The organism is Ekhidna algicida, from assembly GCF_051379705.1.
Taxonomy (GTDB): Bacteria; Bacteroidota; Bacteroidia; order Cytophagales; family Cyclobacteriaceae; genus Ekhidna.
In genome coordinates this window covers 792390-810668 of record NZ_CP179868.1, presented here as the reverse complement: position 1 = coordinate 810668, position 18279 = coordinate 792390, and the positions used below count along the sequence as shown (strand labels likewise).

The following is an 18279-nucleotide window of genomic DNA, read 5'->3' as shown; positions in this document are numbered from 1 at the left end:
TTAGAACCAAATAAATAATTGACTCGTTCGATGCGGGAGTACAGTTGTATAATTGTCTTAGAAAAAACCTAATGAAATGCGAAAAACACTAACCTTTCTACTATCCTTTATTGGTATGTCTCTCTTAGCTCAAGAGCAGGCGGAAGAACAAACCATGAGCTTCGAGGAATATAATCCTACTTCAACTCTGGTAGTACCAGAAAATCCGGTGAAGCGAGCAAAGTTTCCTTTTGTAGATATTCACAGTCATCAATGGAATCTCACCAAAGACCGTATTGCCAGTCTTGTTGCAGAGATGGATGAGTTGAACATGGGAGCGATGATCAACCTAAGCGGTAGGGGCTTTAATCGTGAAACAAGAGATATTGGAACGCAGGAATATCTGGCTGGAATGGTGAGAAGGGTAGAAGGTGAGGCGCCAAATAAAATCATAGTATTTACGAATGTGAGCTTTAAAAACATTGGAGATGAAGGTTGGACAGAGAATGCAGTAAAAGAACTTGAAGAAGATGTAGCCGCAGGTGCTAGAGGATTGAAGATCTATAAGAGCCTTGGGCTTAGCTACCAAGATAAAGATGGTAATCGAGTAGCTATTGACGACCCTCGCATTGATCCGGTTTGGGCTAAATGTGGTGAGCTTGGAATCCCTGTATTGATTCATGCGGCAGATCCGGCTTCCTTTTGGGATCCTATGGATGCCGACAATGAAAGGTGGTTGGAACTTAAATTAAGACCAGGAAGAAAACGTGGAGCCGATAATCCTGCTCCTTTCGAGCAAATCATCGCTGAGCAACACAACATTTTCAAAAAGCATCCGAACACCACTTTTGTGAATGCACATATGGGATGGATGGCTAACAATCTGGATAAGGCTGAAAAACACCTGGATATGTATCCGAATGTATATTTTGGAATAGGAGCGGTGATCGCCGAATTTGGTAGACAGCCTAAAAGGGCAGGAGCCTTCTTCGAAATGTATCAGGATAGAATCCTGTTTGGCAAAGACGCCTATAACCCGGAAGAGTTTTATACCTACTTCAGAGTGCTGGAAACCGAAGATGAATATTTTCCATACTACAAGAAATATCATGCTTATTGGAGGATGTATGGACTGGGATTATCAGATGAGGTGTTGAAAAAAGTGTATTACAAGAATGCCTGTAAGATTATCCCGGGCTTGGAAGTAAGTCAGTTTGAATAGCACTTAGTGCTCTTTAAACTGTCGCTTTTTGATCATCCCACCCTTCAGGTCTTTTACGCTATTCATAACAATGAAGGCCTGAGGGTCTATGGATTTCACAGCATTTTGCATTTGATTGATTTCCAGCCTGGTAATTACTGAATATAGTATTTCAGATTCCTGAAGGTCTACTCTCTTGCCATATCCACTCATACCTTGGTAGATAGTGACGCCTCTGCCCAGCTTTTCCGTGATCATTAATCTAATGGCCTCACTTCGCTTAGAAATAATTATTACGCCTATATATTCTTCAACGCCTTCAATGACAAAGTCTACCGTTTTGGATGCTGACAGATAGGTGAGTATGGAGTATAAGGCAATCTCCATTGAGAGTACGTAAGCTGCAGTAGAGAAAATCACTATGTTAAACAGTAAGATCAGATCGCCAATGGTGAGTCCTGTTTTTTTTCCTAAATAAATAGCGAGTACTTCTGTACCGTCAAGCACGCCACCACCTCTTACTGATAGTCCAATTCCTGCGCCCAAAAAGAAGCCACCAAATACGGATATCAACAGTTTGTCTGAAGTGATTATTGGATAGTGAATGAAATTAAGCGCCAGAGCCAGACCAATAATTGCGATGAGACTTTTTATCACAAAGGACCTTCCAATTTGGAAATAGCCAAGAATGATAAAAGGGATGTTAATCAATACAATTAGTATAGGCAGTGGATAGCCAGTGATTACTCTTGTGAGCAATGATATTCCGGTCACTCCACCATCAATGAAATCATTGGGCAATAGGAATCCATGCAATCCAAAACCGGCTGATAGTACTCCCAGCGAAAGAAATATCAATTCTTTAAACCATCGGTTAACATTATCCTTGACCTCAATCGAATAGCGTGCGATTGTGTAGTCGCTGATGCGTTTTGCTCGTCCACCAATTAGCTGTTGAACTGACTTTAAAAAGCGATATATCGGAGTTGATTTCAACGGATCAATTGCCGCTGGCGCGATAGTATTCCATAGCCTTAGGCATATTAGCGTTTAGATCAGCTATACGTGTGTCATGAGATGGGTGAGTTGAGACAAACTCTGGCGGAGCCTCGCCTCCGCTATTTGAGGCCATTCGTTCCCAGAATTTTGGGGCTTCTTTTGGATTATATCCTGCCATGGCCATGAAGTAAAGACCGAGCTTATCAGCTTCCGACTCATGCTTTCGAGAAAATGCAAGGATTCCCAGCGACGTGGCAGCACCTGCTCCTTGCATAATTAGCTCCGCTGGCACCGAAGGACCACTTCCCCCGCCTGTGAGTAGTATGCTTACTGCGGATAAACCAAATTGTGCGGCATAACCCTGGCTAATCCGCTCCCTGCCGTGATTGGCAATAGCATGAGCAATCTCATGTCCCATGACCACTGCTACACCCAGTTCATTCTCACAAATAGGCATGATCCCAGTGTAAAAGGCAACTTTACCTCCAGGCATACACCAGGCATTTACAGTACTGTCATTTTCAATCAAGTTAAATTCCCAGTTATAGTCTGATAGATATCCAGCCTCTCCTTGATCAGCAAAATATTGCTCCACGGCTCTTTGGATTCTTGTACCCACTCGCTTAACCATTCGAGATTGATCAGTACCTGTGATGATTTTACTTTCCTTTTTTACCTGGTCATATTGCTCGAAACTCATTGGAAAGATTTTGTCATTGTCGATGAGTGCCAGCTGTGACCTACCGCTTAGTGGCACGCTTGAACATTGAATCAAAAACAAAGCAACGAGCATGATTGAAAATGAAATGAGCTTACGCATGTGATTTGAATTTTTTTATTTGATACAGTAAATCTGACTCCTTTTGTTCAAAGATAGGAAGGCTAACTTTTAATTATCTTAGGATGAATAACGAAACTTATACCAAAAATTTGTATTGTGAGTTTTAGAAACGCATTTAAAAAAATAAACTATGCTTGAGATTAGACCGACATGCGAAAATTGTAATAAGCCACTACCTCCTGAGAGTACCGAGGCTATGATTTGTACATTCGAGTGCACATTTTGCAAGGATTGCGTGGAACTACTACAAGAAGTTTGTCCCAATTGTGGAGGTGGGTTTGAGCAAAGGCCTATAAGACCTGCTAATCTTTTAGGAAAATATCCACCAAGTAAAGAGGTTGTTTATAAGCCGGTCGATTTAGAAAAGCATAAGAAGCGATTGGAAAGTTCTACTTAAGCTAAAATCCGTTTATTTTTATTTCATGAAGAAAGTTAACTGGTTGGATCACATTGCCAACTTACTCGTTGTAATTCTGGGCATAAGTATCGCTTTTTATCTTGAGAGTTATAAGGAGGAAGAGAGTAATCGAGCACAAGAACGCAAATACCTCGAAAGTCTGATTAAGGATTTGGATACAGATATTGAATACCTGGATACGCTCGGAGCTTTTAATGAAAGAATATCAGAAGCTTTGGTGACCTTGTCAGAAGCTAGTCTCGGAAGACCATATGGTAATGATACAGCGTTAATGAATTATACACTAACCATTCAATATAACCCACCTTTCTCACCTCAGCGCACCACATATGAGTCTCTAAAAGCATCAGGCAAGATGGATCTCATCGGATCGTTTGAAATCAGAAACCAAGTAGTAGAATTATATGAGCAATATTATCGAGGTACGAATGAATACGATGCTTCACTCAATGAGCATATTAGAGATTTTGTAAAGCCCTTTTACATGGAAAATGTCCGATTTACATCGAGTCAGTCTATTGGTCCTGATTTCTTGTCTAAAAATGAATTTAGAAATGTGATTTTCGCTTATCGCCATCTCTTTCTAGCAAAAGACAGTTTTTATCAGACGGTAAGAGATCGCGCAGAGGAAGTAAAAAATATGCTTGAAGAATATTTGGAAGAGGGATAGTTTTTTAAGCCAACTCTTCCCACTTTTCCATTAAAGCCTCCAATTCTGATTTCTTCTCATTGTATTTGGTATTGACCTTTTCGTATTCAGTAGGATCCTCGTAAATTTTTGGATCGGCCAATTGGGTCTCTAGTTCGCGTATTTTTTCTTCAAGCGATTCGATTCGTTGCTCTACTTGCTTAAGCTCTTTAGCTGCTTTCTGATCTTCCTCATTGTTTCGCTGTTTGGTATTTTCTTTCTTTTTCGAAGGCTTTACTTCCTTGGTGGAGGTTTCTTCTCCTTTGTTATTCTTGTCCCACCACCAGGTAAATTCCTGAAAGGTACCCGGATACTCCTTTACTTCCTGATCTTCGATCCACCATATTTTGTTGGCAACTTGAGTAATGAAATGTCTGTCGTGAGAAACCAATAGGAGCGTTCCTTCATACTGCTGCAGAGCTTGTACTAAAATACTCACAGACATCATATCTAAGTGGTTTGTCGGCTCATCCAATAACAGAAAATTAGCTTCTGATATTAGTGTCTTTGCAAGTGCGACACGGGATTTTTCACCACCTGATAAGACCTTGATTTTTTTAAAGACCTCATCGTTTGAAAATAGAAAACATCCGAGAACACTTCTCAACTCTTGCTCAGTCTTTCCGGTACCGGCCTGCTTTAACTCTTCCAGCAGATCATTCTGAACGACTAGTGATTCCAACTGATGCTGAGCATAAAATGAATTGATCACGTTATGCCCAGTCTGTACTTTTCCTTCGTGAGACTCGGTTCCGGCAACTATTCTGAGTAGGGTAGATTTACCTTTTCCATTCGCTCCAATCAGCGCAATCTTATCGCCTCGTTCAATACCTATTGTAGCGTTATTTAGAATGTCTAAATCACCGTATGACTTAGAAATACTCTCCAGACGCTTCACATGTCTACCAGATTGTGTTTTGAAGTTGAATCGGAAATTGACCTTCATATTTTCGTCAATCACCTCTTCCACACGATCCATCTTCTCCAGCATCTTCATTTTAGATTGAGCCTGACTTGCCTTGGTGGCTTTGGCTTTGAATCGTTCAATGAATCGTTCGGCTTCTTTTATTTTCTTCTGCTGATTTTCGTAAGCGTTTTGCTGTAGCTCATTTCTGAGGGATTTCTCTTCCTCATAAAAATCATAGTTTCCAGAGTATACATGCAAATCTGCCTGTGTCACTTCCACGATCTTATTGACTGATCTATTCAGAAACTCTCTATCGTGAGATACGATGATATAGGCACCCTCATAAGATTGCAAGTAGTTTTCAATCCATTGAATAGAAGGTAAATCCAAGTGGTTTGTTGGCTCATCCAGCATTAGCAAACTGGGCTTCTCTAGAAGTAGCTTAGCCAGCATCACCCGCATTCTCCAACCTCCTGAAAATTCACTTAATGGCCTGGACAAATCAGCAGTTTTGAATCCGATTCCCTCCAGGATTTCCTCAGCCTTTGATTGCAAAGTATATCCCTCTTGTGCTTCAAATCTTTCCTGCAACTTCGATAGTTTATCGACTAGCTCATCGCGGTAATTTTCTTCCATCTCCTTGATCACCTTGTCGATCTCTTTTTGGATCGCCATAGTGGAGGCAAATGCTGTCATTGCTACTGAGAGAATAGAATCCTGAGTTTGGAAGGATAGCAAATCCTGATTGAGAAAACCAATGGTAGTTTCTTTGCTCATCGAGATTTTTCCACCTGATGGCTGCACGTCACCAACCATCATTTTGAGCAAGGTAGATTTACCGGTTCCATTAAGACCAATAAGGCCTATTTTGTCCTTTGGACCAATGAAAAGAGAGGCTTCATCGTAAAGTGCTCGATCTCCGAGATAGTAAGAAAGATTTGTGATATCAATCATGCGCGCAAAAGTAACTTCAATACTTTTTTAAAAATCCCTGAAGCAAAATCTATTTTTCAGAAAGGTGGATCGAAACGGTAAACTTAGAGCCTTGTTTCTCTTCACTCTCCAGACTTATAGTCCCGCCCAGTTTATCTACAAGTGTTTTGACAATAGATAAGCCAAGGCCGGCAGAGCTTTCCCCAGCGGTAGGTCTGGCAGACAAGCGTTGAAATTTGTTGAAGATTTTGGTCTTGTCAATCTTATTGAAACCTGGACCATTATCTTCTATTGTAAGTACCAGCACGTCATTTTTGTTAGAAATGTTAAGGTCTACTCTTCCACCTTTTGGAGTGAATTTTATGGCATTAGAAAGTAAATTATCAGTTATCCTGCTCAGCACATTTGAGTCTGTTAAGACCTCATTATTCGTGTAATCAAGCGTCGCAATTAGCTTGATATCTTTCTTTTCAGCCAATTGCCCAAATGCAATTTTCTTTTGCTCGAAAAAATCAACAAGCTCAAGCAGAGATTTTTTTATTTCAAAATCATCCTGCTCAAAAACCTTTAGCTCAGTAAGGTTCTCAATCATAGCTCTTCCATCAACAGTCACTTTTTTGATCATTTCATTGAATTCAGCGGATTGGCCTTTTAAATCTGATTTCATTAAGTCACTGATCCCCTGAATGCTGGAGAGAGGAGCTTTTAAGTCATGAGCTACTACTGCCATCAGGTGGTCTTTTTCCTTCATAGCCTTTTCCAACTCAGCATTTTTGAGCTCAATTATTTTATTTTTATCCAGCAAAGCTTTTGTTCGGCGATCAACCATTTCTTCTAATTCCTTGTTCACTTTTTCCAGATGTACAGATAGCTGCTCTTTACCCTCTAGAGCGAACAGGTATCTTCCGCTTAGCATGAACATTAATTGAAGAATATAAAAGGCAATTCCAACATGCATCATATCAAAAGAGTACCCTGGAATGACATAGTTGCTGGAAAGGATATCATGTAAAACGGCTAAGAAAGCGGCTATGTAACCGATCAGTAGAAACCTTGCGCCAAACTTGTTTGCTATTGCCGCGCGGATGAGACATATAAAAAGGTAGATTCCTATCAACACATTGTATCCATGGTAATATGGGATGATTGAATAGGTAATTCTTGGAGATGCCGCTAATGAAAAAGTCGTTAATAACAATGCAATTATCCCCATTGTAACCACTATTTCCTTATGAAAAAACTTAGGAAACAATTCATGTAGAAAGAGCGCATTTACGGGTCCAATAAGAATGATGGATATATAAAGTGTCTTTTTGAGTATGATCCAGCTCGTATTTGGAAAAAGATCCATGATGGGTAAATCACTTCTTGTAATCAAGAGCATGGAAAGAGAGATGCAGATCAAAAAGAAGTATAGCGCCGACTTCTCGCTTCGTCTTTTTAGGAAGATGGATAGCTGGAATAGCGCACCTATTAGTATGCATCCGATAATGATCAATTTCAAAGATCGATTAAGGTCGGTTCTTTCGAATAGATCTTTCTTAAAAGCGAGCTTAGGTGCGTACCAGAGACCTCCACTTTTATTACTGAAGTTGCTGACATGAAATATGAAAGTTACCGTATCACCTGGGTTGGCTTCAAAATCAAAGACCTGGAAATCTATTCTCGGTTCAGTTTGGCTTTTGTTTTCCCCCGGTATTCCAACTTGGCCAATGAGTTTTTCATTTGCATAAAGGCGATACGCTATGCTAACCTCAGGTACCTCAATTGCCAGGTATGGAGATGTGGAATTGTCGTCAATGATTATTGTTTTGAAATATGTTCCAAATCCGAATGGGCCTACTTTTTCACCATTCCATATGGCATCATTCCAGGTACTTGGGACATTTATTTTAACAGCTTTATGTTGCCGTGTTATTTCTGGATATATGAGAAAGGAGTTCATGACTAAGTTCCACTCACCTACAAGAGAGATTTCCTCTCCTTCAAATATTTTGGGTGATCCTTGTGCAGAGCTTAAAAAGCTTCCAACGAAAATTGGAAAATAGATGAGTAGTCTTTTAATCAAAAAGCTGAACGATAGGTTTAAACTGTACAATCTATAGAACAAATTGGACGTACAGTTTAATTATTCTATTTAACTGTAAAATCCTTCGATTTACATTTGTCAGCAGTATGATTTAACTTGAAATAAAAAACGATATGCTAAGAATTTCTTCACTTATTCTAATGATTTTATTGGTTTCTTGTTCATCTAAATCTCTTGATGAAAAGAATTCCGAAGAGGAAATTGAAGAGATTTCTCTGAATTCGAACGAAGGGTTGAATCTGGATCAGATTGTGTTGCCTGCTGGTTTTAAAATTGATGTTTTTGCCAGAGTGAACAACGCACGATCCATGGCACTCACAGAAAACGGAACCTTATTTGTAAGTAATCGGGGGGGAGACAAAGTTTATGCGCTGAGAGACACTGATGGTGATTGGAAAGCGGATGAGCGGTATGTAATTGCCAGTGGCTTACGCATGCCCAATGGAGTAGCGTTTAAGGATGGATCTCTTTATGTGGCGGAAGTATCCAAGCTGTGGAGGTTTGATGATATTGAAGCCAAATTGGACAATCCATCAGACCCAATTAAGATTTATGAAGATTATCCTACAGATGCACATCATGGTTGGAAATACATCGCTTTCGGTCCGGATGGCAAGCTATACGTACCTGTCGGTGCTCCATGCAATATCTGCGAAAGTAAAAACGAAATGTATGCAAGTATTACACGAATGAATCCCGATGGCTCTGAGCGAGAGGTATTTGCACATGGTGTACGAAATACCGTTGGGTTTACCTGGCATCCTGAAACCGGGGAGTTGTGGTTTACTGACAATGGACGTGATTGGCTGGGAAATGATAGTCCCGCATGTGAGCTAAACAGAGTGGCGGAGAGTGGCCAACATTTTGGGTATCCGTATTGTCATGCTGGAGAGGTGAAAGATCCTGAGTTTGGAGATAAATATCCTTGTTCTGATTTTGTAAAACCTGCCCAAAAATTAGGACCGCATGTAGCTCCGCTTGGGTTGAAATTTTGCACTAGCAATTCATTTCCGGCAGAGTATATCAATAAAATTTTTATCGCTGAGCATGGCTCTTGGAACCGCGATGCAGAAGTAGGGCACACTGGACATAAAATAACTCTTGTAACAGAGAATAATGGTCAAGGAACAGCTTATGAGGACTTTGCCGTTGGATTCCTAAATAAGGAAACCAATACCGCCTGGGCCAGACCCGTAGATATTGTCTTTGCAAAGGATGGCTCCATGCTGGTATCGGATGACCTGGCCGGAACCATCTTTCGAATTTCGTATATCAACTGAGTGACTTAGGAGTCTTTCGTGAATGTGGCTGAGAATGTACAGCCGGGCTCATCGTCATCCGTAAATCTGACGGAAAGTGTTGTGGAATTTGTGAAACTATAAGTCACTGTATTGCTACAAACCTCTTCTTCTCCAAACAAACCTGGTTCACAGAGCAGAAAGGATGTAGATGTCAAAGTTTTGAGCACTCCAAATGTAGTTTCGCTCAGATCAGGATCGGTATTATCACTGAAACCATATAGCCCTTCATCAGAAATCTGGACAAATAAGCAAAAAGTAAAATCGCCACATGTGTTTGTGCCATTGTCACTTGAATTGGTACAGCCGGAGGTGGAAACCGAAGTTGCAGTCCAATCACCAATAAGTGGAGCAAGTAGCGCAGGATCTAATTCATCAATATCGGCAACAGGGCCAGAATCGTCTTTACTGCAATTGATTAAAAATATGCTCAGCGCAATGAGCAGGAGGCTAAATAGGTTTTTCATGGTGGTTAGTTTAATTGAAGAAGAAAATTAATCCTTTTTCTTCTTACTCTGCTTTCTACTTTGATTGTAGTGTAGGTAAAGTGTGTTAATGAAAGATAAAATTATCCCCACTCCAATAATTATATAGATGATTGTAAATATTTTCCCACTGTCGGTTTGTGGAGCAAAGTCACCGAATCCGATAGTGGTGAGTGTGATGAAAGAAAAGTAAAAAGAGTCCAAATAACTCCAGCCTTCAAGCTCGTGATATGCGAACGTGCCAATGATCAGAATTGCAGTACTGGTGAGCAGCAGATCTCGATACTCCTTGTCAGCAAGAAATGCCCTGATGGTTCGAAAGAAAATCATGTGATGAAATTACTGATTCCCACTCAAAGTTCGCGAATGGCTGCCTTTGTGAGAAAGCCTATTTTCCCTGAAGGGGCAATTATGCGTACGTAATTATGATTGACAGCAGCGATTTTAAGTTGCTCACCTACTTGTAGCGTATCAACTATCTGTGCAGTGGTTCTCATCTCATTTTTTATTGGGAGCATCTTATCAAGTAATATTTCTTTGCCCAGCAGAAGTGTGTCGGCCGCAAACACGGATGGTCTTTTATACTCTTCTGCAATGAAGGAAAATGGATTGATTGGACCATTATTATAAATTCCAAAATGTAGGTGCGGAGGCGTGTATCGTGCGTTACCTGTATTGCCAACAGTGCCGATGGTATCACCCGGATTTACCTTATCGTATCGTTTGACTTTCTGTTCTTGCAAATGGGCAAAATAGAGATGATTGCCGGTTTTTCGATCATAAAGCCAAACTACCTTACCTCCAATTCCGCGGGTTCCAACAAAACGTACATCGGCCGTAATAGGGGCAATGATAGGCGTATGTCTCTTTGCGAAAATATCTACGCCATGATGATCTCTCCGTCCACCATCTCTCGGGTCTCCAAAGAAGCTTTGAATCGCTCGTTGATCTTTGCCTGCTACAGGAAAAGCTAACGTTGGCACGTTTTCAATGGTGATAGTAAACTGACCACCCCGGAGTAGCTCAGGCTGTAATCGAAGTAAATAGGAAGCATCTTGACGCGGAGCAAATGTCAGGTCAAGGATACTATCGGCAGAGGCCACTTGACGAAATTGATTTAGGCTGTCATTCTCCACTCTGAATAAATCCACAAATACACGAGTCGTATCCGAGGTGATCAGATCGATATTGATCAGAATCTTCTGACCTCTTTTGACATCAAATCGATAGCCTAAGGCGTCAGGCTTTAAGTCGGATATTTCAAAAGCTTCTTGATAGGGTAACTGAATTTTGATTTGCGCATTGAATGGTTTGTCTGCCGCTCCGACCCATTCTTTGCCCAAAGCGGTGCTGAGTAAGTTGGCTTGCTTGAGTGAATACCAGTAGGCTTCATGGTCATTGCGTGGATAAAACCTTTCGGGAACGACTTCCTCTGTGCAGCTAAAGAGTGTAAGTGCTCCCAGGATTGTGACAAGAAACTTTGATGACATACCCCATTTACGGAAAATCGGCTGAGGTGTTAGTTATTTTCTATTTTCTCACCTTGCTTATAGGTTATTTCTTCGATAAGGTTACCCTTTTTGTCGTAGTACATCCAAATGCCGTGGCGCCTGTTTCTTACATACTTACCAAAGTATTCTATCTGACCATTTTTATGATAGGAGACATAATCGTCTTGAAGCTTATTTAATTCATAGTTAGCTTCTACTTTAAGATCTCCGGTAGGATAAAACTCCTTATAAATTCCGTACTTGTTCCCAAAACGATATTCAGTCACTGACTGCTTTTTGCCTTTGATAAAAACTTCCTGCAGACCATGCATTTTACCTTTTTCATATCGATTGATAGTAAGTGGATTCCCTTTGGTGTCCCAGGATTTCCAAGTACCGTGCGGGAGTTCATTGAGTAGGTCTTTTTCAGCTATCAACTGACCCTTTTCACTGTATTCTTTGATGGAAGCGTTTAGTCCACCATTCGTGAAGGTGGAGGCTAGTCTGACTTCTCCGTTTTCGTGGTAGTCTATACTTTTTCCAATGCGATAACCATCCTTGTACTTGTATTCACTTTTTTTGTCACCATTATCGAAATACACTAAATAATCTCCTTGAAGACCTCCATTGGCATAATTTCCAACAGCTTTCAGTTGAGCGTTTTCATAGTACATTTTGACAGAGCCGGATCGGTCTCCCTGCTTGTTTACTACCTCCATTTCTAATTTACCTGAAGGATAATAGGTCTTGTACTGACCATCTAGAAGTCCTGCACGATAATTCGCCTCCAATTTGAGATTGCCATTCTCATAAAATTGTTGAGTGAGTCCGTTTGGTTTGCCATTTTTATAGTTAACCTCTTCTTTGAGTTTACCATTTTTAAAATAGGAGAGGACCGGCCCATCAGGCTTTCCATCCTGAAAGTTGGTTGTTCCTTTTAAGTTTCCTTCTTCGTCATATAAGCGAATAGCACCGACGATTGTGTCATTGTGGAAAGTGGATTCTTGAATCACTTTACCAGAAGATGTAAAAACTTGGGTAAGTCCTTCTCGAAGATCATTTCTGTAGATGGTTTGTCTCTGGATACTTCCATCTGGGTAGTAGTTGTAAAAGATGCCATCCTTTGCTCCTGCATCAAACTGCCCGCTTACAATGATATTACCACTCGGGTCATACATCTTGTATGGACCATCAACCAGTGAGCTGTCATTTTGGATAATGACATACTCTTCTTTCAGTTGCCCCTGGTTGTAATATGTTTGTATTTCGGTTTGTCCCAATGCTGTTAAGCAAAGTAGGATGCTGGTGATAGTGGTTAGTGATTTGGTCATATTAAAATAAAAAAGCCCAACGAAACAACGCAGGGCTAATTTATAAATTGTAAATCTTAGATTATACCTTCTCTACGACAATTGCGGAAGCTCCGCCTCCACCATTGCATATTCCTGCACATCCAATTTTTCCTCCTTTTTTGTTCAGCACGTTTATAAGCGTTGTGATAATTCTTGCTCCTGAAGTTCCGAGTGGGTGACCCATTGCGACTGCTCCACCAAACACGTTGAGTTTATCTCCATCCAACTCCAACTCTTGCTGATTTGCAAGCGCAACAGCGGAGAACGCTTCGTTCACTTCCCAGAAGTCTACGTCAGATTTTTCAACTCCGGCATGCGCCAATGCTTTAGGTACGGCCAAGGAAGGAGCAGTGGTAAACCACATCGGATCTTGTGCTGCGTCAGCAAAACCTTTGATTTTGGCAATCACAGTCAATCCTAGCTCTTCTGCTTTTTCTTTGCTTACAAGTACAAGCGCTGAGGCACCATCATTGATTGTGGATGCATTCGCGGCTGTAACAGTACCGTCTTTGTTAAAAACAGGTCTGAGTGCCGGAATCTTGTCAAAGTTCACGTTTCTGAACTCTTCATCCTCATCCATTATCATCGGATCTCCTTTTCTTTGTGGAATCTCAACCGGGACGATTTCGTCTTTGAATTCACCTGCCTCTGTTGAAGCCGCAACCTTCTTGTAAGAATTGATTGCAAATTCATCTTGAGCTTCTCTGGAGATATTCATTTCTTTCGCAGTATTGTCCGCACAGCTCCCCATTGGAAACTCGTTATACGCTTCCCATAAGCCATCATGCATCAATCCATCGACGAGCTGACCATGGCCATACTTATATCCAAATCGAGCTTTGGGCACATAGAAAGGAACGTTGGACATACTTTCCATTCCGCCGGCAACCACCACATCGTTGATGCCTAGCATGATCGACTGAGCACCCAGCATTACAGACTTCATACCAGAGGAACACACTTTGTTTACGGTTGTGCACGGCACATTGTGGCCGATGCCTGCACCAATTGCAGCTTGGCGAGCTGGAGCTTGTCCAAGACCTGCAGAAAGTACATTCCCCATGTACACTTCATTAACATGCTCTGCAGAAACACCGGACTTTTCGAGTGCACCCTTGATTGCGGTGGTGCCTAATTGAACTGCAGAAAATCCAGCCAGTTTACCACCGAAGCTACCGATGGGTGTGCGTACTGCTGATGCTATATAAACTTCTTTCATATGAATTGATTGGGTTAATTAATGGATATGTTAATAATCAATAAAAAGTCCCGATGGTTCAAATCGGGACGCAAAGATCGTAAAATCAAGTGGGAAAAAGTAATGATGTAAATGTTAGCTGATTACCAATCTGGTTTGCCGCTTGGAGGACGTTTCGTTGGTTTTCTGCGCTGATGCTGAAGGTATTTGATTTCGCTTTGTCTCATGGCTTCCAATAGCTGTCGGGCTTTCTCTTCACTGATTCCCATCTCTTCCAGCTTCTCTTTTGTCATTTGCTCCTGAGACTTTTCTTCTTCACTTTCCTGCTCTTCACCATCTTTCTTTTCTTGCTCTTTTTGCTCTTGATCCTCTTCGTCAGACTTTTCTTGATTCTCCCCGTCTTTATTCTCTTGCTCCTCTTTTTCTCCGTCTTTCTTCTGATCCTGATTTTGTTGCTCTTGCTCGTCTTCTCCGTCTTTGTTTTGCTGATCCTGTTTTTGCTGCTCTTCTTGTTTTTGCTGCTCTTCAAGCAATTTCTTCACGACTTCATAATTGTAGATAGCCTCCTGATTTGAAGGATCAGCTTTTATGGCCGATTTCAATTGTTGCAATGCTTCCTCCAATTTGTCGGCATCTTTGCTCATTACGCCAAGTTGCTGAAGCGCTATAGATTTCATACGCTTATTTTCTGATCCTGTGAGCTTGCCGTAGTTCATCTTCGCGCCTGCAGTATCACCAAGATGATAATGTGCATGAGCAAGATTGAGTTTAACTGCAGGATCATCTACTCCTAGAGAATCATGAAGAAGCGTATACTTTGAAATGGCTAATTCATAGTCCTTAGCCAGATATGCAGCTTCTGCTTCCTTTTTGAGCGAATTGATCTTGGCGATCTCTTTTGGATCATTGATCAGTATTGCAAAAATGAATATCAAAAAGGTCTTCATAGTTTTATCAATTTCACGCTAAACAATATATCTATTGCCATCAAAAACAATGCTAAACCCAGAAAGTAGTAATACCTATTCTGTGTAGCATCTACTTGCTTTGAGTCGCGCATTTCTCCTTCTACGCTGTTGATCGCATTAATCAAACGGGCCACATCGTTTCTTGATTCATTTATTTCAAAATATTCGCCTCCGGAGTTTTCCGCCAGATCTTCAAGTGAAGAAGAGTTTAGCTGCGACACTACATCATTTCCATTGTTGTCCGTCTTGAATCCGTTTCTCGTAGGGATTTTACTTCCTTGTTTGGTACCCACTCCAAGAGTGAAGAGTGTGATGCCTTCAGACTCTAACTCTTCTGCTATCTCATCCGTGTTGTCGCCAAAGTCCTCACCATCACTTATTAGTATGGTGATTTTGGATTTGGATCGGGTAATTACCGTATCGTCAGCGATCAACTTCTCGGTTGCCATTTCGAGTGGTGGGCCAAAATCAGTTCCGAAATTAGGAACCATGTTTGTATTCAATGTTTGAATGAATAGGTTAAGAGCGTTATTGTCATAAGTAAGCGGGCATTGCATGTACGCTTCACTACTAAACATGATCAATCCAATACGATCTGAGTTGAATGCTTCAACAATGTTTTTCAGTTCAAACTTTACTTTTTCAAGTCGGGAGGGTTGCACATCTACCGCATTCATGGATTGACTGAGATCAATGCAAATGAAAATATCCTTACCTACCGTTTTTACTTCTCGGGAAGCATCCCCAAAGCTTGGACCCAATAAAGCTGCCACTATTAGACCGAAGTAACTGGTACGTACGATAGTTTTAATTGCAACACGTCTTGCCGGTAGTCCAAGTCTTTTGGTTGTGCGGATTACCCGCCATATAAAAGCTATATAGAGGAGTATAAAAACTCCTGCTATTATCATTTCAAAAACTCCGATCGCGTTTACCCATTTCATTAGCGGCAAATCTAACAGAACCGAGCATTCGGAAAAGGTAGATTTGTATGGATTAACAATTTTTAGGAAGAGCGGCGTTAATACGCCTCCGTATTACTTTTAATAAAGTCGGGTTTTCATAATGATCGGATTGCCTTGCTTGCTTTCGCAATGGCAAATGATATCCTGATACCTCAGATAGCTTGGTGTATGAATATCAATATCGACAAAGTATTCACCATCTTCTTCAGCTAGCAATTTTACGTCTGGATGTACCGCGTTGAAAAATTGATCTTCAATTAGCTTTCCAATATAAAACTTGGAGTCCTTACATGCCTCTGATGTTGAAAGGTGAATAATCCTTCCACGTTTGTCTGCGACGATTTCATTTTCACTCTTTTGAGTACCGTCGAGTAAATATTCAGTGGTCGCTAATCCAGGATTTCCATTACCGTAATTAATAACCGCCTTTATCTGGCCAGAAGAATAATATAAGGTTCGCGGACCGTGGAGCAAATCGTTTTGATAAGAGGTGGAAGCATATAGCTTACCATTTTCGTAGTACTTCTTTGAAACACCTTGACGTTTTCCTTGGACGTACGGCATGGCGAGCAGTACGGTTTTGCCGTCATTGTGATACAGGTATGAGGTGCCATGCTTTATTCCTTTATCGTAGTTTACAACAGTTTTTAACCGTTGATCTTTTGTGAACTGGCGAACTTCTCCATCACGCACTTTTCTCTCTACGGCAGGCTCATCCTCTTCGAGCAACAAGCTTGAAACGTCCAGATATGTACTGATTACGCCGAATAGACTTAAGATAACAAGTGCAATTAGAACTTGGGTTTTGTTCATGCCTGAAAATTATTTGAAAGGAAATTAATAAAGAATTGAATGAAGGAAATGGATTTTTGAAGGTAACTTTTATATTTGCACTCCTTTTCAGGGATATCCTGTTTTCAATGGATGATTTGAGATGGAGTTTTGGTTAAAATGTTGACTGAAAATGAGCATTAGCTAATGCCACTGGAGAGGTGGGTGAGTGGCTGAAACCACATGTTTGCTAAACATGCGTGCGAGAAATCGTACCGGGGGTTCGAATCCCCCTCTCTCCGCAACAAAATGTTGCGAAAGCAACAACCGGAGAAATCCCAACTCAAGTTTACTTGAAGGAGGGATTGAGGAGGTTGGTCTGATACGAAGTATCAGCATTTTGTTTCATCTTTCCCCAATTTGGGGATCATGAAATAATCCCCCTCTCTCCGCAACAAAATATGGTTGCATAGCTCAACTGGATAGAGCAGCTGCCTTCTAAGCAGCAGGTTCGGGGTTCGAGTCCCTGTGCAATCACGATCTAAACCCGCTAAAAAGCGGGTTTTTTCGTTTGCGAGGGTTTGAAGAGATAAGAACCACCTTCTAAGCAGCAGGTTCTGGCGGGGAAAACTTTTTTTTCGGTTCTAAGTGAATCCAACTTGGTTTTACTTCGTTTTCTATATTTAACACATGGAAGGAATCCTGATCACTTCGGTTTTAAGTAGTATAGGTCTGGGCATCAGCTCATTCTTCGGTTTCTTCCTGCTGAAGAATAGCAAGTTGGAGAATCGGTTATTAGCCTGGCTACTTATCGCTTTATCGCTTAGGATCACCAAGTCAATTTTTTATACCCACATTGAGCTTCCGCTTGTGATTAAAAATTTAGGCCTTGCCGCAAACCTTGCAGTCGGACCTTTACTTTTTCTCTATATCAGCATATTGTTAGGTAAGCAAAAACTTCATCGACTAGACGGATTACATTTCATTCCAGCAATCGGATACTTTCTTTTGTCTCCATTGCTGCCCAATGGTGGTGACAATAATTTTTGGATAATCAGTTACTCTCTTATTTTGATGCAGTCCTTCACCTATGTAGGTTTATCTGCCTTTTGCTTAACTAAAAATCGAATGAAAGTCGGCAATAAGCATATCAAATGGGCTTCTTCCCTTACTGCTGGATTGTTTTTTATGTGGCTGATTTATGCCCTGATTTTTTTGAAGTTCCTTCCATTGTATGCGTTAGGATCGGTTTCCTTTTCAATTTTGATCTTCATTCTTCTGTTTGTAGCCCTGAATCATCAAAAACTTTTCAAAGGCTCTGCATCCAGGTATCTCAATTCAAGATTATCAGATAAGGAAGGAAAAGCCCATTTTTCCAACCTTCAACAACTGATACTTGAAGAACAGCTCTACAAATCATCAGACCTTTCGCTTGCAACACTCGCAAGCAAAATGAATCTTCTGGAACGTGATGTTTCATTGATCATTAATAAATACGGAAATTGCAATTTCTCACAGTTTGTCAATCAGCTACGGATAGAGGAAGCCAAAAAACTGATCAAGGTTGATCCTAAACAGAAGATCATTTCCATTGCTTTCGATTCGGGGTTTAATAATCTAGGGACATTCAATAATGTCTTTAAGTCGACTACCGGTTCAACCCCTTCCGAATTCCGAAAAAGCCTCAGTTGAGCATT

At 40.9% G+C, this 18279-nt stretch carries 17 protein-coding genes and 2 tRNA genes; 7 read left to right on the top strand and 12 right to left on the bottom strand.

The window, feature by feature from the left end; translation table 11 throughout:
* The first annotated feature begins 76 nt into the window (after window positions 1-76).
* Complete coding sequence (locus ACL8WY_RS03440; protein ID WP_436517022.1) at window positions 77-1201, top strand: amidohydrolase family protein; 1125 nt, start codon at window positions 77-79, stop codon at window positions 1199-1201.
* A gap of 3 nt (window positions 1202-1204) precedes the next feature.
* On the opposite strand, the gene ACL8WY_RS03435 is transcribed toward ACL8WY_RS03440, so the two are convergent.
* Together ACL8WY_RS03435 and ACL8WY_RS03430 are read right to left on the bottom strand one after the other, a co-directional pair.
* Window positions 1205-2176, bottom strand: a complete 972-nt coding sequence (locus ACL8WY_RS03435; protein WP_436517021.1) for a YitT family protein — start codon at window positions 2174-2176, stop codon at window positions 1205-1207.
* Window positions 2177-2180: 4 nt separating this feature from the next.
* Window positions 2181-2999 (bottom strand): M48 family metallopeptidase, encoded by an 819-nt coding sequence (locus ACL8WY_RS03430; RefSeq protein ID WP_436517020.1) that lies wholly within the window; start codon window positions 2997-2999, stop codon window positions 2181-2183.
* A gap of 151 nt (window positions 3000-3150) precedes the next feature.
* Here ACL8WY_RS03430 and ACL8WY_RS03425 point away from each other — a divergent pair, with 151 nt between their 5' ends.
* Window positions 3151-3417: a DUF1272 domain-containing protein gene (locus tag ACL8WY_RS03425; protein WP_436517019.1), complete on the top strand. Its 267-nt coding sequence runs from the start codon at window positions 3151-3153 to the stop codon at window positions 3415-3417.
* A 25-nt stretch (window positions 3418-3442) separates the two neighbouring features.
* Entirely contained in the window at window positions 3443-4108 is a 666-nt protein-coding gene (locus tag ACL8WY_RS03420) for a DUF6090 family protein (protein WP_436517018.1), read from the top strand.
* Window positions 4109-4112: 4 nt separating this feature from the next.
* Here ACL8WY_RS03420 and abc-f read toward each other — a convergent pair whose 3' ends face one another.
* Together abc-f and ACL8WY_RS03410 are read right to left on the bottom strand one after the other, a co-directional pair.
* On the bottom strand, window positions 4113-5987 hold the full coding sequence (gene abc-f, locus ACL8WY_RS03415) for a ribosomal protection-like ABC-F family protein (RefSeq protein ID WP_436517017.1): 1875 nt from the start codon (window positions 5985-5987) through the stop codon (window positions 4113-4115).
* Window positions 5988-6036: 49 nt separating this feature from the next.
* Entirely contained in the window at window positions 6037-8034 is a 1998-nt protein-coding gene (locus ACL8WY_RS03410; protein WP_436517016.1) for a sensor histidine kinase, read from the bottom strand.
* A gap of 134 nt (window positions 8035-8168) precedes the next feature.
* Here ACL8WY_RS03410 and ACL8WY_RS03405 point away from each other — a divergent pair, with 134 nt between their 5' ends.
* Complete coding sequence (locus ACL8WY_RS03405) at window positions 8169-9335, top strand: PQQ-dependent sugar dehydrogenase (protein ID WP_436517015.1); 1167 nt, start codon at window positions 8169-8171, stop codon at window positions 9333-9335.
* A gap of 5 nt (window positions 9336-9340) precedes the next feature.
* On the opposite strand, the gene ACL8WY_RS03400 is transcribed toward ACL8WY_RS03405, so the two are convergent.
* From ACL8WY_RS03400 to ACL8WY_RS03365, 8 genes are all read right to left on the bottom strand, one after another.
* On the bottom strand, window positions 9341-9820 hold the full coding sequence (locus tag ACL8WY_RS03400; protein ID WP_436517014.1) for a hypothetical protein: 480 nt from the start codon (window positions 9818-9820) through the stop codon (window positions 9341-9343).
* Window positions 9821-9847: 27 nt separating this feature from the next.
* Window positions 9848-10168 (bottom strand): potassium channel family protein, encoded by a 321-nt coding sequence (locus tag ACL8WY_RS03395; RefSeq protein ID WP_436517013.1) that lies wholly within the window; start codon window positions 10166-10168, stop codon window positions 9848-9850.
* A gap of 23 nt (window positions 10169-10191) precedes the next feature.
* Window positions 10192-11328 carry a M23 family metallopeptidase gene (locus ACL8WY_RS03390; RefSeq protein WP_436517012.1) on the bottom strand — a complete coding sequence of 379 codons (1137 nt, stop codon included), beginning with the start codon at window positions 11326-11328 and terminating at the stop codon, window positions 10192-10194.
* A 29-nt stretch (window positions 11329-11357) separates the two neighbouring features.
* Complete coding sequence (locus ACL8WY_RS03385) at window positions 11358-12659, bottom strand: toxin-antitoxin system YwqK family antitoxin (protein ID WP_436517011.1); 1302 nt, start codon at window positions 12657-12659, stop codon at window positions 11358-11360.
* 61 nt (window positions 12660-12720) lie between these two features.
* Window positions 12721-13899, bottom strand: coding sequence for an acetyl-CoA C-acyltransferase (locus ACL8WY_RS03380; RefSeq protein WP_436517010.1), 1179 nt, complete (start codon window positions 13897-13899; stop codon window positions 12721-12723).
* Between the two features lie 122 nt (window positions 13900-14021).
* Entirely contained in the window at window positions 14022-14825 is an 804-nt protein-coding gene (locus ACL8WY_RS03375; RefSeq protein ID WP_436517008.1) for a hypothetical protein, read from the bottom strand.
* Window positions 14822-15790 carry a vWA domain-containing protein gene (locus tag ACL8WY_RS03370; RefSeq protein WP_436517006.1) on the bottom strand — a complete coding sequence of 323 codons (969 nt, stop codon included), beginning with the start codon at window positions 15788-15790 and terminating at the stop codon, window positions 14822-14824. Before ACL8WY_RS03370 ends, ACL8WY_RS03375 begins: the two co-directional genes overlap by 4 nt.
* Window positions 15791-15889: 99 nt before the next feature.
* A complete protein-coding gene (locus ACL8WY_RS03365) occupies window positions 15890-16624 on the bottom strand; it encodes a toxin-antitoxin system YwqK family antitoxin (RefSeq protein WP_436517005.1) in 735 nt (244 codons plus the stop codon).
* Window positions 16625-16797: 173 nt separating this feature from the next.
* Here ACL8WY_RS03365 and ACL8WY_RS03360 point away from each other — a divergent pair.
* The 3 genes from ACL8WY_RS03360 to ACL8WY_RS03350 all read left to right on the top strand — a co-directional run bounded on the left by ACL8WY_RS03360 (window position 16798) and on the right by ACL8WY_RS03350 (window position 18274).
* Window positions 16798-16884 (top strand) — tRNA-Ser (locus ACL8WY_RS03360).
* A 161-nt stretch (window positions 16885-17045) separates the two neighbouring features.
* Window positions 17046-17119, top strand: a tRNA-Arg gene (locus tag ACL8WY_RS03355).
* Between the two features lie 153 nt (window positions 17120-17272).
* Entirely contained in the window at window positions 17273-18274 is a 1002-nt protein-coding gene (locus tag ACL8WY_RS03350; RefSeq protein ID WP_436517004.1) for a helix-turn-helix domain-containing protein, read from the top strand.
* Window positions 18275-18279 lie beyond the last annotated feature (5 nt).

What these genes read in the sequence shown, in the direction of transcription:
- ACL8WY_RS03365 (WP_436517005.1), bottom strand. Translation starts at nt 16,624, where the DNA reads ATGAACAAAACCCAAGTTCTAATTGCACTTGTTATCTTAAGTCTATTC.
- ACL8WY_RS03400 (WP_436517014.1), bottom strand. Translation starts at nt 9,820, where the DNA reads ATGAAAAACCTATTTAGCCTCCTGCTCATTGCGCTGAGCATATTTTTA.
- ACL8WY_RS03350 (WP_436517004.1), top strand. Translation starts at nt 17,273, where the DNA reads ATGGAAGGAATCCTGATCACTTCGGTTTTAAGTAGTATAGGTCTGGGC.
- abc-f (WP_436517017.1), bottom strand. Translation starts at nt 5,987, where the DNA reads ATGATTGATATCACAAATCTTTCTTACTATCTCGGAGATCGAGCACTT.
- ACL8WY_RS03390 (WP_436517012.1), bottom strand. Translation starts at nt 11,328, where the DNA reads ATGTCATCAAAGTTTCTTGTCACAATCCTGGGAGCACTTACACTCTTT.
- ACL8WY_RS03405 (WP_436517015.1), top strand. Translation starts at nt 8,169, where the DNA reads ATGCTAAGAATTTCTTCACTTATTCTAATGATTTTATTGGTTTCTTGT.
- ACL8WY_RS03370 (WP_436517006.1), bottom strand. Translation starts at nt 15,790, where the DNA reads ATGAAATGGGTAAACGCGATCGGAGTTTTTGAAATGATAATAGCAGGA.
- ACL8WY_RS03440 (WP_436517022.1), top strand. Translation starts at nt 77, where the DNA reads ATGCGAAAAACACTAACCTTTCTACTATCCTTTATTGGTATGTCTCTC.
- ACL8WY_RS03420 (WP_436517018.1), top strand. Translation starts at nt 3,443, where the DNA reads ATGAAGAAAGTTAACTGGTTGGATCACATTGCCAACTTACTCGTTGTA.
- ACL8WY_RS03385 (WP_436517011.1), bottom strand. Translation starts at nt 12,659, where the DNA reads ATGACCAAATCACTAACCACTATCACCAGCATCCTACTTTGCTTAACA.
- ACL8WY_RS03395 (WP_436517013.1), bottom strand. Translation starts at nt 10,168, where the DNA reads ATGATTTTCTTTCGAACCATCAGGGCATTTCTTGCTGACAAGGAGTAT.
- ACL8WY_RS03375 (WP_436517008.1), bottom strand. Translation starts at nt 14,825, where the DNA reads ATGAAGACCTTTTTGATATTCATTTTTGCAATACTGATCAATGATCCA.
- ACL8WY_RS03430 (WP_436517020.1), bottom strand. Translation starts at nt 2,999, where the DNA reads ATGCGTAAGCTCATTTCATTTTCAATCATGCTCGTTGCTTTGTTTTTG.
- ACL8WY_RS03380 (WP_436517010.1), bottom strand. Translation starts at nt 13,899, where the DNA reads ATGAAAGAAGTTTATATAGCATCAGCAGTACGCACACCCATCGGTAGC.
- ACL8WY_RS03425 (WP_436517019.1), top strand. Translation starts at nt 3,151, where the DNA reads ATGCTTGAGATTAGACCGACATGCGAAAATTGTAATAAGCCACTACCT.